Genomic DNA, 16,241 nt, shown 5'->3' with positions numbered 1-16,241 from the left:
AGTCTCCAGATTGTGCGTTAGATTGAGGGCTAGGCCGCCGGCTCGGTCACGGCGCGATACCGCAACAGCCCATGATGCAGCGCCTGGTCTTCATCGAAGCGCGTTTCGGCAAAGCTCGGCGTCATGTTCACCAGATGGTGCTCGCCCAGGTCGAAGGCGCCTTCGCGCAACAGCGCTTCGATATGGCCCATCAGCTCCAGCACCTCGGTCTTGCCGGTGGCCTTCGACCAGACATGGATCGAAAACAGATGCTCGGTGCCGATCTCCGTGCCCGTGCTCCAGTCATAGGAGTTGGAGCGCCCGAAGGTGAGATAAGGAAAGCGGATCTTGGCCGGCGGATGGTCGTGGATGCGCTCGCCCACAAGCGCGGTCACGTCAGCATCCCCCTTCAGGGCAGCAAAGATAGCCCTTTGCAGTTCAACCGCCGCGGCTGCCATCGCGCTCCTCCCTCATCTCGATCGAACGATCGCGCCTCGTGTTTGCGCGACCCGCCACTGCATCTTCTCGCCCGTTCCATTGAAGTTCATCCTGCACATGATGCAGTCTGGTGCGCAAGGCGCGCAGCATGCCATCCAGCGTCAGGGCAAAATCCACCTTCATCGGCCCTGTTCCCGCGTTCGACAAAGAAGGTAGCGACGGGTTTCATCCGGATCATGAACGGTCTGGATCGCGAACACCCGCTCGCCCCATCGAAAGCGCATGCCGCTCTTCACCGTGTCTCGAAACCGCAGCGTCACGCGATGCGTCACGCTTTCCAGCGTCTGATCGCCGGCAAAGCGAGCGTCGGCCCGCACCGGCTCCAGCCGCGCAAACACCGTCGCCACCTCCGCCCAGGTCTCCACATGCCCACCTGCGCCGTCTTGCGTCAGCGTCACGTCTTCCAGCGCCAGTTCCGTGCGCAGGCTTCCCGGCCCAATGAAATCCACCATCTAGAGCCTCCGCGATCGATACGGCCCGATCAGCCGCTCATAACCCTTGGGGTAAGACGCCGGCTGATCCCTCGCAGACAACACCGCGCGAAACTCGAACCAGTGGCTCGCCAGCATGATCACGGCGCGCTTGAGAAGATCCGGCACATCCGTTCCGGCCGGACCGAAGCCCGCCGTGAAATCCACCTCGATCCCATTCATCGCCCGCCCCGGCTGCGGTGCTTGGTCAAAATGCAGCCGCGCCGGCCGCGACCGACCATCCAGCAGCATGATCGCCGGATCCACGATCGCCGCACCACCTTCGCGGCCATAGATCGTCACCGACAGGATCTGCTTCACCGGATGTTTGTGGATGAGCACGCGGTTGGATTGGGGCCAGCGATCGAGTGTCAGCCGCCAGCTTTGCTCGATCAGCGCGCAGCCCGTGGCCTGCTCCACCTCTTCGCGCGCAGCCCGGATCAGGTCGACGATCAGCCCGTCTTCGCTCGCGTGATCGAGCCGCAGATGCGCCTTCACATCGGCGACGGTTACAGGTTCGGCCGCCGGCTCGACGGTGCGAAACAGAGTCATGAAAATCCCTCAAGCAACTGGCGGAAAAGAAAAGAACCCCGGCAGATGATGCCGGGGCTCATGTGTTTCTTCAGGCGCGGCCCGATCAGGCCGTCGCGAACTTCAGGAGCTTGATCGCGCTGAAGTCCTGCACGCCGCCGCCGACGCGCTTGGTCACGTAGAACAGGACATAGGGCTTGGCGGAATACGGATCGCGCAGCACGCGCACGCCGGTGCGGTCGACGATCAGATAGCCGCGGGCAAAGTCACCGAAGGCGATCGCCGTCGAATCCGCCGCGATATCCGGCATGTCCTCGGCTTCCACTACGGGGAAGCCCATCAGCGAGGCCTTCTGACCGACAGCCGCCGGCGGCTGCCAGAGGTAATTGCCGTCGCCGTCCTTCATCTTGCGCACGGCGGCCTGCGTCTTGCGGTTCATCACGAAAGACGCGTTTTCGCGATAGCCTGCCTTCAGCGCGTAGATGAGATCGACGAGCTTGTCGGCCGGGTTGGTCGCGGCAAAGGCACCGGCCGTACCCGTCGCGATCGTGCCGAGCGAACCCCAGGACCAGTTGGCATCCGCAACCTTGTCATAGGCGAGAAAGCCCTTCGGCTTGTTGACGCCGTTGCCGAGGACGAAAGCTGTGCCTTCCTGTTCGGCAAAGGCGAGCTCGATTTCGTCCGACAGCCAGGTGTCGAGATCCATCGCGCTGTCTTCCAGAAGCGCCTGCGTGGCGGAAGGCATGGCGTAGAGCTCGGCCGCCGGAAACTCGAGTTCGGCCAGCGTCGGGCTTGCGGTCTGCGTGCGCGCCGCCGTTTCGCCCACCCAGCCCGTTGCCGGACCGGTCAAGGCGAACGGCTTCTTCAGAACCGCCGTGGACACCTGGCGCACCGACGCAATCGAGCGGATCGGCGACAGAACCGCCAACCGCTTGGCGATCTCCGTTTCCGTTTCGCGCGGCACGAGATAGCCGCCGTCGGAACCAGTGCCCAGGCTCATCGCCTTGGCTTCAACGGAGCGGATGCCGCGCTCGTCACCCGAACGCACATAGGCCTCGAACGCATCCTTGTGTTCGCTGGCGCCAACCTCAATGCTGCGCCCCAGCGTCGGGCGGGCCTTCTTCAAAAGCAGCTCGTCCAGCTTGCGCTTCTGATCATCGAGCGCCCTCGAAATGCGATCGACCTTGTCGGTCGACAGCACGTCGGCCGTCATACGCGTTTCGAGCTCGCCGAGCCGGGTGTCGTTAGCGTCCTTGAACGCCTCGAAGGCGCCCATGAAATCGTCGAACGCGCCCTTCACGTCATAGGAACCGGCGCTCTTGATCTCCGGCGCACGCCCAGCCGTCATAGTTGGCTTCTGCATGGTCTGCATGTCTTGTCCTCAAATCTGAAACAGGTTTGCGGCGGCGCGGATCGTGTCCGCCACGCCGATGGGAGTTCCATGCGCGGCGTCTCGCTCGCGCTTCAGTTCGGCGAAGCCCTTGGCGATCACCAGCTTGGCTTGCGCCCGCGACAGCCCAGCATCCTGCGTGAGCCAGCGTTCGAATTCTCTGACCGTGGGAAGGCTTTGCGCTCCGCTCTTCACCTGGCGGATGCGCGCGCCCGGCAGCATGGGAAACGTCACCACCGAAATTTCCCAGAGGTCCGCTTCCAGAATGCGCCGGAACCCGGTCGCCGCTTCCTTGCGCGCCTTCACGGCCCGAAAGCCGATCGACAAACCGTCCAGCGCACCCGCTTTCATCAGCGCCAGGATCTCGCGCCCCCGCGCCACTTCGGTCTGCAGCCGGCCGCGCACAAAGAGCCCGCGCTCGTCTTCGCGCAGCTCGGTCCACACGCCGATCGGCTGCGCCGGATCGTGCTGGAACAGCATCCGCACGCCAGAAGCCCCACGCGCCCGCAGCGACTTCGCGAACGCCCCGCGTTCCACGATGTCGCGGCCGAGGTCCGGCGCGCCGAACAGGCTGGCATAGCCGGTGAACGAGCCTTCGGCGTCCACCTCTTCCACGCTGAGCGCCACGCGCTTGGTTTCGATCCCGCTCATTGCGCCTCGCTTGTATTGGTTGGTTTGGTGCCGCGCTCGAACAGCCGCATCAAAAAGCCCAGCGCCCACCAGGCGCAAAGGCTGGCAGCGGCCGAGCCCATCAGCATCAGTTCGAACTGCGCGAGATCGGCGCCGAGCCCAAGTTCCCCGGCGATCTTCAGCCCCACGCCGCCGCCGAACACGACGCCGCTGACGAGCCCCACCGCAAAGCGCACCGCCGCCTCGCGCCGTCCGCGCGGCAGGATATAGGCGAGCGAAATCGCCGAGCCGGCCGCGGCACCAAGCCCACGCGCCAGCCAGATCATGGCCGTATCATTCATGATGATTGTCCTTAAGGCCCGCTCTTCAGGCCAGCGGCCGATAACCGACCGCCTCGCGTTTCTCGTCGTCGGTCAGGAACGTCGCCGCACTCAGCCGCGACCACAGCGCCTCGCGCTCGGCTGCCAGACCCTCGATCTGGTCGGCATCGAACCAGAGCCTCAAGCCTTCGCTAAAGGTCGGCCCGAGCCAGGCCGACAACTCCCGCGCCGTCTTCGCCACCATCGGCAGCACCGTCAGGCGGTAGAAGGCGCGGTTGGCTTCCTGATAATTCGCATAGGTGTTGTCGCCGGGGATCCCGAGCAGCATCGGCGGGACCCCGAAGGCCAGCGCAATGTCGCGGCTTGCGGCATTCTTGGCCTCGATGAAGTCCATGTCCTTGGGCGAATAGCCCATCGCCTTCCAGTCGAGCCCGCCTTCCAGAAGCAGCGGACGCCCGGCGCGCTTGGCACCGGAATAGCCATCCTCCAGCTCCGCCTTCAGCCGCTCGAACTGCTCGTCGGTGAGATTGCCGCCTTCTTTCGGCGCATAAACCAGCGCACCCGATGGCCGCGCCGAATTGTCGAGCAGCGCCTTGTTCCACTGCCCCGCCGCATTATGCGTATCGAGCGCCGTCAATGCCGCCTCCAAGGGCGCGAAGCCGTAATGATCATCCACGGGATGAAACAGCTGCAGCTGCAGCGCCCCGTCCGACCCCAACGGCACGGAGCGCTTGTCGCGCCCTTCGCCGACGTTAAGCGCCACCGGCCAGCCACGTTCGTCGGTCGCCACCCGCGTTCGATCCGGCCGCAAGAGATGCAACTCATGCCGCTCGCCCGCGCTCACCAGCTCGATATAGGCATTGCCCGACAAGAGCAGGTGCCCGTACAGCCCCTCCATGAAGGCCGCACCCGCCATGCGCCGGTTCGGACGCGCCAGAAGCGACAGCAGCGGATGCGCGTCATGCTCGGTGACGCCCTGATACAGCAGCCACGGCACCGCCGCCGCCGCTTCCGCGATCATGCGCACCGAGCGATGCACGATCGGGTTCTTCATGTAACCTTCGCGCGCCAGCGCTCCGTAATCGCGCCGCGTCCAGTGTGCGGCGGCTTGCCCATGCAGCGCCACGAAGCCGATCCCGCCGGCCTCCTTGCGCTCGGGGCTTACGGCCACGCTCCGCCACGGCCAGTTCCAAGCCTTCATCATCCCAGCCTTGTTTTATTGAGTTCAGGTCAGCGCATCTGCCGGATGCGCGGCGCGGCACTCTCGGCCGCGGTCAGTTCGCTGATCGCCCAGACGAGCGCATCCACCCGATCCGGCGAGCGGCCATCAGCCAAACCATCCGCGCCGAAGTCGCACATTTCGTCTTCCAGTTCGGGAAAGCGCTCCGCATGGATCACGCGACCCTGCGCATAAAGCGCCGCGACCGGTTCGGCCCGCAGCCACTTGCCCCGTTTGGCGCGCACCGGCTTGACCGGCACATCAGCATCCACCGCGCGCAGCACGCTTTCCACCATCGCGCCGCCCTGGTTTACTTCCGCCACGATGCAATCCGCGTCGAGTTTGGCGTAAAGCTGCACCACCGCCGCCGCCCACTGGTTCGGTCCGACGCCCGAAACCGTCGCATCCGCCAGCACCACGGCATGCCCTTCGGCATCCAGGCCAGCCGCAACGATGCCGCAGCGGTTGCCCTTGCCCTGGCCACCCGCCGGCGGATCGACGGCCACAACGATGCGCCCGATCTCGCCAACCGGCCGCCGCGCCCCTTCCAGCAGAGCGCGCGTCCAAAGCGCATCGGCGCGATCTTCGATCAGCTCGCCCTCCAGCTCCTGCCGTCCCAGCCGCGTGCCGCCATAAAGCCTGTTCATCGTGGCCATGAAGCTCGGCGCGAGATTGTCGGCATTGTCGCTCGTTTTCATCCGCGTCACGGCGATCGTGGGATCAGCAAGCAGCCGCTTCATCAGCGGCGTCGGCTTCGGCGTCGTGGTCAAAATCTGCCGCGGCCGATTGCCCAATCGAAGCCCGAACTGCAGCATGTCGAACACCGCATCGGCGTTCTTCCATTTGGCGACTTCATCGCACCAGGCCGCCGCGAACTGCGGTCCGCGAAGACTTTCCGGATCCTCGGACGAAAAGATCTGCGCCACCGCGCCGTTGTCCCAAACGAGCCTGCGCCGCGTGGCTTCGAAGCGCGGCCGGTCATGCCGGGCGATCGTCACCAGACCGGACGGCCCGTCGATCATCACCTCGCGCACATCGCCCAGCGTTTCCCCCACCAGCGCGATCTGTCCGTGCCGGTCGCCAAGCTCCGCGAAGGGCGGGAAGCCCCGCACCATCGCATTCACCCATTCTGCGCCCAATCGCGTCTTGCCCGACCCCCGCCCGCCGATCACCAGCCAGGTGTCGGGCTTGTCGTCGAACAGCGGATATTGCTGCGGCCGGGCGGTCATCACCCATTCGGCCGCGATCAGGCTTGCGTCACTTGCTCCGATCCGCTTCGACCATCGCGGCAGCGAAATGCCGAGCGAGCTCTGAAATTCGTCCATCGAGATGCTGCAATATTTTTGAAACGCGGACATCTCGATCCCTGACCCTCAGTTTTGCCTTTTCCGGTTCGGACGGCAGCATCTCCTTCAGCTTCTCGACCGAGCGCAGAAGCAGGTTCAGAAGGTCGAGCTTGGCTTTGTCGATCCTCCCCTCGTTCTCGGCACTGCCTTCGATCAGAAGGTCGACCTGACCTTCCAGCTTTTCGATCGATTTCAGCAGACGGCCCTTCTGCTTGCGCTGGACCGCCAAGGCGCCACCCTCGATCCAACCTTCCCGCTCCGCCCGGCATTGGAGCCGGACTTCATTCATTTCAGCCACTTGCGCCAACAGGCCAAACCCCACCGTCTCCCCTTCGTAAAGCGCACGAAGGGCAGCCCAGACCTTCTCGGCCTTTGCTCCCATGAAAATCCATCCACGTGTCTTGAGTGTCGTGCCACACTGCCAGGCATCGAGCGCGCCGCCCGCCTTGGTCGCAACTGTGTGACGATAAGGGAAACCTACCCGAGCACCGTCACGGTGTCAAGGACTATTTTCCTATCATCGTTGATTCATCCCTTTCAGGTAGATCTGCTGCTCTGTCCCGTTTCTCCTTGAAGTGTGACATGAAAGCCTGCCATCGTAAGTCCGGGCGAAGGGACGCGCCTGACCTGCATGCACCTGTTTGTATCGCGTCGAAAAGCTTGCCGGACGTCGCCATGGATGAGCCAAACAAACCCCGCGGAAATCGCGGTCGCCTGTCTGCCGCAATGCTTGCGGCAGATGCGTGGCTCGATTCCACCGTTTACGAGGCGCGGTTTCATCTCGCTCGCGGCTGGGAAAACGTCACCATCTTTTCACGCCGCTTTCGCGTGCGCGGCTGGCGGCGCGGTCTGGTCGAGATCGCGTCCGAAGGCTTCACCTTTGGCGCGGCCGGCGCCGTGGTGATGCTGGCGCTCGCCATGCCCGCTTTCGAGGAAACCAAGACCGATTGGCGCAATCAGGGCGATTTCGCCGTCACCTTTCTCGATCGCTTCGGCAACGAAATCGGCCAGCGCGGCATCATCCAGCGCGATTCCGTGCCCGTGGACGAGATGCCCGATCACGTGATCCAGGCGCTGCTTGCCACCGAGGATCGCCGCTTCTTCAGCCATTGGGGCATCGATTTTCTCGGCCTCGCCCGCGCCATGAGCGAAAACATGCGCGCCAACGGCGTGGTGCAGGGCGGCTCGACGCTGACGCAACAGCTCGCCAAGAACCTGTTTCTGACCAACGAGCGCACCTTCGATCGCAAGATCAAGGAAGCCTTTCTCGCGATCTGGCTGGAAACCAACCTTTCCAAGAAGGAGATCCTCCAGCTCTATCTCGACCGCGGCTACATGGGCGGCGGTACCTTCGGCATCACGGCTGCGGCGGATTTCTATTTCGGCAAGTCGGTGAAGGACCTCAACCTGTCGGAAGCCGCGATGCTGGCCGGCCTGTTCAAGGCGCCCGCCAAATACGCGCCGCACATCAATTTGCCGGCCGCGCGCGGTCGCGCCAACGAGGTGCTGAGCAATCTCGTTCAGGGCGGCTTCCTCACCGAAGGCCAAGTCCTGTCCGCGCGTTTGCATCCGGCAAGCGTGGTGGATCGCGGCGAACGCCAGAGCCCCGATTATTTCCTCGACTGGGCGTTCGAACAGGCCAAGCAGATCGCCGAACCCTACGGCATCCGCTCCATGGTCGCGCGCACCACGATCGACCTGAACCTGCAACATGCGGCCGAAGAGTCGCTCGAATTCATGCTGCGCCAGCACGGCAAGCAGTACCGTGTCGACCAGGGCGCGCTGGTGATGCTCGAAACCAACGGCGCCGTGCGCGCCATTGTCGGCGGTCGCGATTACGGCACGTCGCAGTTCAACCGCGCCACCAAGGCGCTGCGGCAGACGGGCTCGTCGTTTAAGCCCTATGTCTATGCCACGGCCATGGAACACGGCTTCAAGCCCGACTCCGTCGTGTCCGACGGTCCGATCAACTGGAACGGCTGGTCGCCGAAGAATTACGCCCGTTCCTTCAACGGCCGCATGTCGCTGACCACCGCTCTGGTGAAGTCGATCAACACCGTGCCCGTGCGTCTTGCCAAGGATCATCTCGGCATTGGGCCGATCAAGGCGATGGCGGAATCCTTCGGCGTGGAATCGAAGCTCGAAGGCCACAAGACGATGGTGCTCGGTACATCCGGCATGACCGTGATGGATCAGGCAACCGGCTACGAGGTCTTTGCCAATGGTGGTTATGCCGGCATGCGCCACGGCATCACGCAGCTGTCCAACCATTCCGGCAAGGTGTTCTACGATCACGACCGTGACGCGCCGCCGCCGCACCGTGTTCTGTCCGAACAGGCGACCGCGTCGATGAACACGATGCTCGCGCAGGTTCCGGAAATCGGCACCGGCCGGCGCGCCGCCCTGCCCGGCATTCGTTCGGGCGGCAAGTCGGGCACGACGCAGGCTTATCGCGACGCCTGGTATGTCGGCTTCACCGGCAACTATCTCGCCGCCGTCTGGCTCGGCAATGACGACTTCACCTCCTCCAACGAGATGACCGGCGGCTCCCTGCCCGCCATGGTCTGGCAGCGCCTGATGGCCTATGCGCATCGCAATGTGGAAGTGAAACCGATCCCCGGCCTTGAGAAGCCGTTCATCGACAAGCCCGCCGACGACCAGGCGATCGCCAGCATCGCATCATCGGCCGGCGACAGCACGATCGGCGAACCCCCGCGCATTCTGTCGCCCGACACGACACGGGTTCTGGCCGAAATCGAAGCCGCCTTCTCGGGCGCGGCGCCGGCTCAGGTCTCGGCCAGCGGCAAGCTGTCCGCTCTTTGAGGCCTGCGGCTTGACCCATCACGCCGCTTGCGGCGGCAACCCGGCTCACGCTAAGGCGGGACACCTCGCCACGGCGTCTGCATGCTGAAAACCGTTCTTCTCGTTTGTCTCGCTCTCGCCATCGCCATCGGCGGCGGTGCTGGCAGCGTGCTTTATGCGCTCAACCACAGCGCGAGCTTCGGCGCGATCCACGTCGGCCCGTGGGTGGCCTTCCCCGATATCGGCACGCCCGATGCCGATCCCTACATGCAGGCGCGTTATGCCCGCGAAGGCGGGCTGGCGCTTGGTCGCGCCGAAGGCGTGGAGTTCCGCGCGTCAGAAGATACGGAGAACCAGCCGCTCAGCATCCGGTGCCGTTATCGAGTTGAAGGCGAAACGCCGCCGGCTCGCTTCTGGACGCTCTATGCCACGGATGAAAAACACGCGCTGCTCGATGGCATCGGCGAGCGCGCCGCCGCGACCAGTTCGCTGGCCATTCTGCGCGAAGCCGAAACGACGCGCTTTGTTCTGGAAGTCGGCGCCGAGCCTGTTGCCGGAAACTGGCTGCCCGTTTCCGGCACCGGCTCGATGCAGCTCGTTCTGACGCTCTACGACACGCCGATCGCCAACCGAACCGACCTCACCGACAGCGTGCTTCCTTCCATTCGCCGGATTGCCTGCGATGGGTAAGCTGCTTTACGCGATCCTCGTTGGCCTGGTGGGTGCCGCGATCATCCACATCGCGATCCTGTTTCTCATTCCCACCACCACCAGCCGCGATGCCTGGAGCCAGCTGGAAGCTGCCGGCGAGCTTTATCAGGTCACGCCGGCCACGGGTTCCGGTGCCGATGTCGTGCCGCTGGTGCGCGATGGCGATCCGCTGTTTCGCGCCGCCGCCTGCCGCTTCGATCTGGATGATGGCGGGCTGAAACTGTCCACGCCGCATCAGCTGCCGTTCTGGAGCCTGTCGATCCACGACCGCGCCGGCCAGACCACCTACAGCCTCACCGATCGCGCTTCCGCCACCGGGTCGCTCGACGTGGTGATCCTGTCGCCCATGCAGATGATCGAAATGCGTCGCGCCATGCCGCCCGAGCTCGAGCGTGCCGTGTTCATCGAAAGCACGACCAGCCAGGGCATCGTGCTCGTGCGCGCGCTTGTGCCCAACCAAAGCTGGACCGGCGTCGCCGACCGCTTCTTCCGCGACCTCGACTGCGAGCCGCTGGGCTGAAGCCTCAGCGCTGCAACAAGGCCGGCACCGTGCCGGTCAGCCGCAGCGCCACATCGCGCCGCGCAGACCCCGCCTGCTCGCCCTTGATCCGCTCGTAGCGGATGCCCGGAAAAATGATGATCTCTGCCGGCGCATCCGGCTGATGCCGATCCGCCTTCTTCATGCCCGTCTTCAACTGGGCACGTGGTGTGAAGTCCAATATATTCGCCATGATCTGCAAGCCCTCTCATCTCGATAGGAGCAAGTGACGCAACGCCTCCGTTTTCTATGGAGCCAGCTGACAGTTAATGGCTTGCTAACGCCTCGCAGCTAATTTGATCGATGGGCGCCCGGTCGCCTTTCAGGCTCCTTTTTCAACTCATGAACATGCCCGCGTCACAGGATTTCCGCCATATTGCTGAGAAGCACGATGCGAGCCGCGCGGATCGCCTGTTTCGTGCTGCGATCTCGGCATTCTGCGCGCTGACGCGGCCAAGCCGGCGCGACATCATCCAGCTGGAAGAGCTGTGCCTGCAGCTCTACGACAGCGTCTCGGAAGACTCGCTGCGCTACGTTTCCGCCGTTCTCAGCGAAAGCAGCTTCGCTCCGCCAGCCCTCGTGCGTCGCCTTGCCAGCGAACGCATCGAGATCGCCGCGCCGCTGCTCCTGAAGTCCAAGGCTCTGGCCGATGTCGATCTCGTTGCCCTTGTCGGCCGCAAAGGCGCCAGCCATGCCCGCGTCATCATCCAGCGCAAGGATCTCACGCCGCCAACCGCCGTGCTGATCGAGAAAGCTCTGCTGTCGCACCAGCGTCTCGCCAATCCCAACATCGCCGAAGCCGCGCGCAACAGCCTGCGCGCCATGATGCAGCCGGTCGACGCTGCTTCTGGGCAAAAGCCTTCCGCTCATCCTGCTTATGAGAAACTTCGCGCAACCGCTTTGACCGGCTCGGTTCCCTTCTTCGAAACGGCACTGGCCGAGGCGCTGGAGATCGAAGGCGGTCAGGCCCATTCCATCGTGGCCTCGACCGACAAGCGCGATCTGTCGCGCGTGTTGAAGGCGCTGCGCCTCGTTCCGGAACAGGCCTTCCTGCTTGTTGCCGCAACCTATCCGGCCGGCTTCGGTCATGCCCAGGCGATCCAGACCTTCGTGGCCCGCTATGAAGCGATCTCACCGGAAGAAGCGGCGGCCACGCTGCGCCTGTACCAGGCCGATGCCGTGTTCGCCGGCGTCAGCCGCCGCATGGCCGGCAACGGCAATACCGACGCTGTGCAGTCGCAGCGCGCCCATCAGGTCGCTTAAACAGCCACGGACAAAAGCTCTTCCACCGTCAGCCTGCCGGGTTCGATCTCGATCACCCAGATATCGGGATCGAAGCGCATTTCCTTGGCCAGCCGCGCTTCCACGGCCGCATCATCCGATCCTGCGAGCATGAGCGAGAACTGCCGATCGCTCGGTTGTTTCTCGTCATAGCTCGTTTGCGGTGCCGGCCCGAACAGGCTCACCTCGCCCATGCGGTTGCGCGTCGTCACGAACACGGCCCCCGCTTCCGTAGCGCCCCGGCGCACAACGGCCGCAAAGCCGCCATCGCCGAACACGCGCCGCGTCAGGGCCGAAACAAAGAAATCCGATGTCAGCCGCATGTCAGACCGTTCCATTCATGAGATTCTGCGTTCCCCCATTATGCGCCGTGATCGGCGTCTTCGACGTCAAACCCGACATTGTCATTATTGACACCTGATTTCGCGTGCATACCTCAGCCTCTTAATCCACGGAGCTTTTGCTTTATGTCTTTTCCCAATGTCGACGTGCTGTTTCAGCCGTTTCAACTGAAATCCCTGCATCTCAAGAACCGCATCGTCATGGCCCCCATGACGCGAACCATGGCGCCGGAAGGCATTCCTGGCGAGACCAATGCCGCTTACTACCGCCGCCGCGCCGAGGGTGATGTCGGTTTGATCCTGTCGGAAGGCACGGTGATCGACCGTCCCGGCTCGCGCAATCATCCGGGCATTCCCTTCTTCCACGGCGACGCCGCTCTGGCTGGCTGGAAAAACGTCATCGACACGGTTCATGTTGCCGGCGGCAAGATGGGTCCGCAGATCTGGCATACCGGTTCCACGGTCATCAAGGGCCTCGATTGGGCGCAGCCCGAGCCGATCGAAAGCCCATCCGGCCTGCTTGCTCCCGGCAAGAAGCACGGCGTTGCCATGACGGAGGAAATGATCGCAGACACGATCGCCGCCTTCGCACGCTCGGCAGCCGAAGCCAAGCGGCTCGGCTTCGACACGGTCGAAGTGCATGGCGCCCACGGCTACCTGATCGACGAGTTCTTCTGGAACGGCACCAATGAGCGCACCGACGCCTGGGGCGGCCCGACGCTCAAGGAGCGGTCGCGCTTTGCCGTGGAGGTCATCAAGGCCGTGCGTGCCGCCGTTGGTCCCGACTTCCCCGTGATCCTGCGCCTCAGCCAATGGAAGCAGCAGGACTACACCACGCGCCTCGCCCACACCCCGGACGAGATGAGCGACTGGCTCGTGCCTATGGTGGAAGCCGGCGCCGATATTCTGCATTGCTCGCAGCGCCGCTTCTGGGAACCGGAATTCGCCGATGTGGATGGTGCGGAAGGCCTGAACTTCGCGGGCTGGGCCAAGAAGCTCACTGGCGCGCCCACGATCAGCGTCGGCTCGGTCGGCCTGTCCAGCGACTTCATGGGCGCCTTCAAGGGCGAGAACTCACAGCGCAGCGACATCAGCCAGTTGCTGCGCCGGATGGAACGCGAGGAGTTCGACCTGATCGCGGTCGGCCGTGCCCTGATCGCCGATCCGCAATGGGTCACGAAGATCCGCGCGCAGGACGAAGCGGGCATGATGAACTTCGACGCCGCGAGCCTCGGCGAACTGGTTTAACAGCCTTCGGCAGTCGGCCTGATCTTAACTGGTCAGGCCGATCTCGCGCATCTTGGCGTAGAGCTCCTCGTCGGGCTCGCCGGTCACATCCAGACCGAACAGCGACTGGAACTCACGAATGGCATTGCGGGTCTTGGTGCCGACCATGCCGTCGATCTCGACACTTTCATTGCCGAAAGCCCGCAAGCCCGCCTGGATCCGGCTGATGCGTTCATGCGTCGGCAGTCCGGAGGCCACGACTGCGTCCGTCCCCGCTTCATGCGCACGCGTCGTCGGGTCTGACACCGGTGCTGCGGGAGATGCGGTTGGCCGGATCGAAGCCGTGCTCGTGGAAACGCCGAGCTGCGACAAAAGTCCGTCGTCGATCTCACCCGTCATCGGCTGGCCGACGATCTTCTGATAGGTCAGGATCGCTTCGGCCGTGTCCGTGCCGAGCCGCCCATCGATCTCGCCGCGATAAAGCTTGAGGTCCTGCAGAACCGTCTGCACCTGCAGCACCGTCGGATCGCCCTGGGGCTCCACCGAGCCGGTGGTCGGCTCAGCTTGCCTCGGTGCCTCGCCTTCTAGCGGCAAGGCGTTTTGCGGCAGGTCGCGCGTGGGGAAGAACGCGCCCTTGTGGAAATGCGGCTGATACCACATCGCATTCGCCGACACGAAAAACAGGGCGATCATGAACGCCGTCGTGCCGCCAACCATCATCGGGTTGCGCGCAACGGCAGCGCCGCCTGCAGCCGCAGCCCGCCGCACGAAGCTGTCGGCGACCGGCGCCCGCTCCGGGGCTGCTGGCTGCTTACGCGCTCTTGCGGTAGGTTTCTGCGTTTTGCGTGCCATGATCCACCATCCAGTCCATTCCCTCGTTCATCGAGGTTTGATCCGGTCCATCGACCGGAAGCGTCACCGTTACCGTTGTTCCCTCGCCTGGCTTGCTGGCAACGGCAAAGGTGCCGTGATGCAGTTCCACCAGCCCCTTTACGATCGACAATCCCAGCCCCGCGCCCTCGTGATGGCGGGTGTAATCGTTGCGCACCTGCACGAATGGACGACCGAGCTGGGCCAGATCGCAATCGGCGATGCCGATTCCCGTATCGCTGATCCAGAACTGCAGCTTGCGTCCCTGCCGATGCGCGCCAACCGTGACCGCGCCGCCTTCGGGCGTGAACTTGATGGCGTTGCCGACGAGATTGATCAAGGTCTGCTGGATCGCACGGCGGTCCCCGCACAGCTCACCCACATTGCGCTCGATCTGAACCCGAAGCGCAACATGCTTGGCCTGCGCCTGTCCCGCCATCATCGAGCGGCAGAATTCCACAGCTTCCTCGAAGCGGAACGGCTCAGGCGCGATCGTATAGGTGCCGGATTCGATCTTCGACACGTCGAGGATGGAATTGACGACCGAAAGCAGATGCTGACCGCTATCGCGCACGATGCCGACATATTCGGCCTGCCGCTGATCGGCGAAAGGTCCGGCCATGCCCTGGATCATCATGTCGGAAAAACCGATGATCGCGTTCAGCGGCGTGCGCAGTTCGTGGCTGACGGCTGCCAAAAAGCGGCTCTTGGCGACATCCAGACTGTCCGCCCGCTCGGTGGCGATCGTCGCCTGGCGCAGAAGGTCGGCATAATCCTGGCGGTTGCGGATCAGCAGGAAAACGCTGAGATCGGCTGCGCGCTGCGTCATCGACACCGTGAAGAGGTGCACCGCCGATCCCGTTTCGCCATCCGGCACGCGGATCCGCAGATCCACCGACTGCATCGCACCCGTCAACCGTAGGTTCGCAAGCGCGGTCATGTAGATCACGCGGTCCGACACATGCAGGCGGTCGAACAAAGCCGAACCCAGCAGATGCTCGGTCGGCAGGCCGAGAATGTCCTTCGAGCGCGCATTGGCGCTCAGCACTTCGCCGGATGTATCGAGCCGCAGCACGGCGCAGTCCGACAGCGTGTCGAGCTCCGACATGCCCTCATCGCGCAGAACAACGCTCGGGCCGACCCAATCATCACGGCGCAGAACCAGCGTCAGCAGATAGCCCACCGGCAACAGCCAGTGCCACAAACCACCGGGCACGTCAGGCAGCATATTGAAGGCATGCAGTCCGACGATCGTGCCAAGCGCTGCCGCACCTACGATGCTGCCGGCCTGCAAGGCGCGGCGGCTGCGGCCGGCCCACCAGGCTTCGATCGGCAAAGCACCCAGAAGAAGGGCGGCCGGTGATCCCGCGCCGCCGGCGCAAGCCACGACGGTGATCACCCCAAGCGCACCCAGCAACAGCGCAGCAAAAGCTGCCGGCGCGAAGCGCCCGGTGGAAGCCAGCGCCGCAACCGTGGTCCACGATGCGGCAATCGCAACGCAGATCAGCGCCAGCATGATGGGCGCGGAATAAACCGCGGAAAGATAAGGCGTTGCGAGAGCGGCCAACGCCAGTGGTCCAAGCAGAAGGAGGCCGGTCAGGCGCAAGTGGCGCTTCGCGTCCTCCTTGGAGGCGCGCGCGTTCACCAGCCGTCGGCAAGCGGCAACGAGGCCAGCTTTCCAATCGCCGGAACTGCGGGCTGAATGACTCAATACAACGCACTCACTTCATTCGCCGGAGCGAAACTTCATCGAGGGGGAAGGTCGCATCCAGCGTTTAAGGAAGAGATAAGCTCGCGCTAAAGGGACCCTTTTGTGCCGTACCGAAATGGCGCAACCGCGCATTCCCGGCGTTCCGATTACCCGTATGGTTAACGACAGGTAGCCTTTTTCTTGTAGGCGCAGTTCCGCCGCGCTGCGCCTCCGGAAGGCGACACTTCTCGTCCGGCTCAAACAAAGTCAGCAGCTTACATGGTTAATGAAAGGTTTAGACGAACCACCTGATTTATTTCGCCTTTTCGCCGATCTTATACCCATGACAAACCAGCCGGCTTTACCTAGAATAGAAGGTAATGCCGCTTGTCGCCTTG

The 16,241-nt window shown here is 63.7% G+C and carries 19 protein-coding genes; 5 read left to right on the top strand and 14 right to left on the bottom strand.

All coding sequences use genetic code 11. The features are described 5' to 3' along the window. Nucleotides 1–29 precede the first annotated feature (29 nt). The 10 genes from JYU29_RS04205 to JYU29_RS04160 form a co-directional block, all read right to left on the bottom strand. A complete protein-coding gene (locus tag JYU29_RS04205) occupies nt 30–437 on the bottom strand; it encodes a DUF3168 domain-containing protein (protein WP_213983482.1) in 408 nt (135 codons plus the stop codon). After that, nucleotides 418–600, bottom strand: a complete 183-nt coding sequence (locus JYU29_RS04200) for a hypothetical protein (RefSeq protein WP_213983481.1) — start codon at nt 598–600, stop codon at nt 418–420. Before JYU29_RS04200 ends, JYU29_RS04205 begins: the two co-directional genes overlap by 20 nt. Further along, nucleotides 597–929 (bottom strand): phage head closure protein, encoded by a 333-nt coding sequence (locus tag JYU29_RS04195; RefSeq protein ID WP_213983480.1) that lies wholly within the window; start codon nt 927–929, stop codon nt 597–599. Before JYU29_RS04195 ends, JYU29_RS04200 begins: the two co-directional genes overlap by 4 nt. Beyond that, complete coding sequence (locus JYU29_RS04190) at nt 930–1,499, bottom strand: head-tail connector protein (protein WP_213983479.1); 570 nt, start codon at nt 1,497–1,499, stop codon at nt 930–932. It lies immediately after the preceding gene. An 85-nt stretch (nt 1,500–1,584) separates the two neighbouring features. Further along, nucleotides 1,585–2,850, bottom strand: a complete 1,266-nt coding sequence (locus JYU29_RS04185; RefSeq protein WP_213983478.1) for a phage major capsid protein — start codon at nt 2,848–2,850, stop codon at nt 1,585–1,587. A 9-nt stretch (nt 2,851–2,859) separates the two neighbouring features. Next, nucleotides 2,860–3,519, bottom strand: a complete 660-nt coding sequence (locus JYU29_RS04180) for an HK97 family phage prohead protease (protein WP_213983477.1) — start codon at nt 3,517–3,519, stop codon at nt 2,860–2,862. Beyond that, nucleotides 3,516–3,839, bottom strand: coding sequence for a DUF6107 family protein (locus JYU29_RS04175; protein ID WP_213983476.1), 324 nt, complete (start codon nt 3,837–3,839; stop codon nt 3,516–3,518). The genes JYU29_RS04180 and JYU29_RS04175 overlap by 4 nt, the downstream gene beginning before the upstream one ends. A 25-nt stretch (nt 3,840–3,864) precedes the next feature. Further along, the gene (locus JYU29_RS04170; protein ID WP_213983475.1) at nt 3,865–5,022 is read right to left on the bottom strand and encodes a phage portal protein; all 1,158 of its coding nucleotides are present in this window, start codon (nt 5,020–5,022) and stop codon (nt 3,865–3,867) included. 26 nt (nt 5,023–5,048) lie between these two features. Continuing rightward, nucleotides 5,049–6,308, bottom strand: a complete 1,260-nt coding sequence (locus tag JYU29_RS04165) for a DNA-packaging protein (protein WP_431192837.1) — start codon at nt 6,306–6,308, stop codon at nt 5,049–5,051. Continuing rightward, the gene (locus JYU29_RS04160) at nt 6,295–6,765 is read right to left on the bottom strand and encodes a hypothetical protein (RefSeq protein WP_213983473.1); all 471 of its coding nucleotides are present in this window, start codon (nt 6,763–6,765) and stop codon (nt 6,295–6,297) included. Before JYU29_RS04160 ends, JYU29_RS04165 begins: the two co-directional genes overlap by 14 nt. Before the next feature lie 293 nt (nt 6,766–7,058). Here JYU29_RS04160 and JYU29_RS04155 point away from each other — a divergent pair, with 293 nt between their 5' ends. The 3 genes from JYU29_RS04155 to JYU29_RS04145 all read left to right on the top strand — a co-directional run bounded on the left by JYU29_RS04155 (nt 7,059) and on the right by JYU29_RS04145 (nt 10,416). Beyond that, complete coding sequence (locus JYU29_RS04155) at nt 7,059–9,206, top strand: transglycosylase domain-containing protein (RefSeq protein WP_213983472.1); 2,148 nt, start codon at nt 7,059–7,061, stop codon at nt 9,204–9,206. Between the two features lie 81 nt (nt 9,207–9,287). Next, nucleotides 9,288–9,875: a DUF1214 domain-containing protein gene (locus tag JYU29_RS04150; protein WP_213983471.1), complete on the top strand. Its 588-nt coding sequence runs from the start codon at nt 9,288–9,290 to the stop codon at nt 9,873–9,875. After that, nucleotides 9,868–10,416, top strand: coding sequence for a DUF1254 domain-containing protein (locus tag JYU29_RS04145; RefSeq protein WP_213983470.1), 549 nt, complete (start codon nt 9,868–9,870; stop codon nt 10,414–10,416). Before JYU29_RS04150 ends, JYU29_RS04145 begins: the two co-directional genes overlap by 8 nt. A gap of 4 nt (nt 10,417–10,420) precedes the next feature. Here the strand turns inward: JYU29_RS04145 and JYU29_RS04140 are convergent, their stop codons facing one another. After that, nucleotides 10,421–10,627 (bottom strand): hypothetical protein, encoded by a 207-nt coding sequence (locus JYU29_RS04140; RefSeq protein ID WP_213983469.1) that lies wholly within the window; start codon nt 10,625–10,627, stop codon nt 10,421–10,423. A 149-nt stretch (nt 10,628–10,776) separates the two neighbouring features. Here JYU29_RS04140 and JYU29_RS04135 point away from each other — a divergent pair, with 149 nt between their 5' ends. After that, the gene (locus JYU29_RS04135; RefSeq protein WP_213983468.1) at nt 10,777–11,697 is read left to right on the top strand and encodes a hypothetical protein; all 921 of its coding nucleotides are present in this window, start codon (nt 10,777–10,779) and stop codon (nt 11,695–11,697) included. On the opposite strand, the gene JYU29_RS04130 is transcribed toward JYU29_RS04135, so the two are convergent. Next, a complete protein-coding gene (locus JYU29_RS04130) occupies nt 11,694–12,038 on the bottom strand; it encodes a DUF1491 family protein (RefSeq protein WP_213983467.1) in 345 nt (114 codons plus the stop codon). The genes JYU29_RS04135 and JYU29_RS04130 overlap by 4 nt on opposite strands. Before the next feature lie 144 nt (nt 12,039–12,182). Here JYU29_RS04130 and JYU29_RS04125 point away from each other — a divergent pair, with 144 nt between their 5' ends. After that, nucleotides 12,183–13,304, top strand: coding sequence for an NADH:flavin oxidoreductase (locus tag JYU29_RS04125; RefSeq protein ID WP_213983466.1), 1,122 nt, complete (start codon nt 12,183–12,185; stop codon nt 13,302–13,304). A 24-nt stretch (nt 13,305–13,328) separates the two neighbouring features. Here JYU29_RS04125 and JYU29_RS04120 read toward each other — a convergent pair whose 3' ends face one another. Continuing rightward, entirely contained in the window at nt 13,329–14,135 is an 807-nt protein-coding gene (locus tag JYU29_RS04120) for a peptidoglycan-binding domain-containing protein (protein ID WP_213983465.1), read from the bottom strand. Next, complete coding sequence (locus JYU29_RS04115) at nt 14,095–15,864, bottom strand: PAS domain-containing sensor histidine kinase (RefSeq protein WP_213983464.1); 1,770 nt, start codon at nt 15,862–15,864, stop codon at nt 14,095–14,097. The genes JYU29_RS04120 and JYU29_RS04115 overlap by 41 nt, the downstream gene beginning before the upstream one ends. Between the last annotated feature and the right edge of the window lie 377 nt (nt 15,865–16,241).

Source organism: Tianweitania aestuarii (assembly GCF_018457165.1).
GTDB lineage: Bacteria > Pseudomonadota > Alphaproteobacteria > Rhizobiales > Rhizobiaceae > Tianweitania > Tianweitania aestuarii.
This window is presented reverse-complemented; position numbering and strand designations above follow the sequence as displayed.

What these genes read in the sequence shown, in the direction of transcription:
- JYU29_RS04180 (WP_213983477.1), bottom strand. Translation starts at nt 3,519, where the DNA reads ATGAGCGGGATCGAAACCAAGCGCGTGGCGCTCAGCGTGGAAGAGGTG.
- JYU29_RS04175 (WP_213983476.1), bottom strand. Translation starts at nt 3,839, where the DNA reads ATGAATGATACGGCCATGATCTGGCTGGCGCGTGGGCTTGGTGCCGCG.
- JYU29_RS04155 (WP_213983472.1), top strand. Translation starts at nt 7,059, where the DNA reads ATGGATGAGCCAAACAAACCCCGCGGAAATCGCGGTCGCCTGTCTGCC.
- JYU29_RS04150 (WP_213983471.1), top strand. Translation starts at nt 9,288, where the DNA reads ATGCTGAAAACCGTTCTTCTCGTTTGTCTCGCTCTCGCCATCGCCATC.
- JYU29_RS04145 (WP_213983470.1), top strand. Translation starts at nt 9,868, where the DNA reads ATGGGTAAGCTGCTTTACGCGATCCTCGTTGGCCTGGTGGGTGCCGCG.
- JYU29_RS04135 (WP_213983468.1), top strand. Translation starts at nt 10,777, where the DNA reads ATGAACATGCCCGCGTCACAGGATTTCCGCCATATTGCTGAGAAGCAC.
- JYU29_RS04170 (WP_213983475.1), bottom strand. Translation starts at nt 5,022, where the DNA reads ATGATGAAGGCTTGGAACTGGCCGTGGCGGAGCGTGGCCGTAAGCCCC.
- JYU29_RS04160 (WP_213983473.1), bottom strand. Translation starts at nt 6,765, where the DNA reads ATGGGAGCAAAGGCCGAGAAGGTCTGGGCTGCCCTTCGTGCGCTTTAC.
- JYU29_RS04200 (WP_213983481.1), bottom strand. Translation starts at nt 600, where the DNA reads ATGAAGGTGGATTTTGCCCTGACGCTGGATGGCATGCTGCGCGCCTTG.
- JYU29_RS04140 (WP_213983469.1), bottom strand. Translation starts at nt 10,627, where the DNA reads ATGGCGAATATATTGGACTTCACACCACGTGCCCAGTTGAAGACGGGC.
- JYU29_RS04205 (WP_213983482.1), bottom strand. Translation starts at nt 437, where the DNA reads ATGGCAGCCGCGGCGGTTGAACTGCAAAGGGCTATCTTTGCTGCCCTG.
- JYU29_RS04190 (WP_213983479.1), bottom strand. Translation starts at nt 1,499, where the DNA reads ATGACTCTGTTTCGCACCGTCGAGCCGGCGGCCGAACCTGTAACCGTC.
- JYU29_RS04185 (WP_213983478.1), bottom strand. Translation starts at nt 2,850, where the DNA reads ATGCAGACCATGCAGAAGCCAACTATGACGGCTGGGCGTGCGCCGGAG.
- JYU29_RS04195 (WP_213983480.1), bottom strand. Translation starts at nt 929, where the DNA reads ATGGTGGATTTCATTGGGCCGGGAAGCCTGCGCACGGAACTGGCGCTG.
- JYU29_RS04130 (WP_213983467.1), bottom strand. Translation starts at nt 12,038, where the DNA reads ATGCGGCTGACATCGGATTTCTTTGTTTCGGCCCTGACGCGGCGCGTG.
- JYU29_RS04125 (WP_213983466.1), top strand. Translation starts at nt 12,183, where the DNA reads ATGTCTTTTCCCAATGTCGACGTGCTGTTTCAGCCGTTTCAACTGAAA.
- JYU29_RS04120 (WP_213983465.1), bottom strand. Translation starts at nt 14,135, where the DNA reads ATGGCACGCAAAACGCAGAAACCTACCGCAAGAGCGCGTAAGCAGCCA.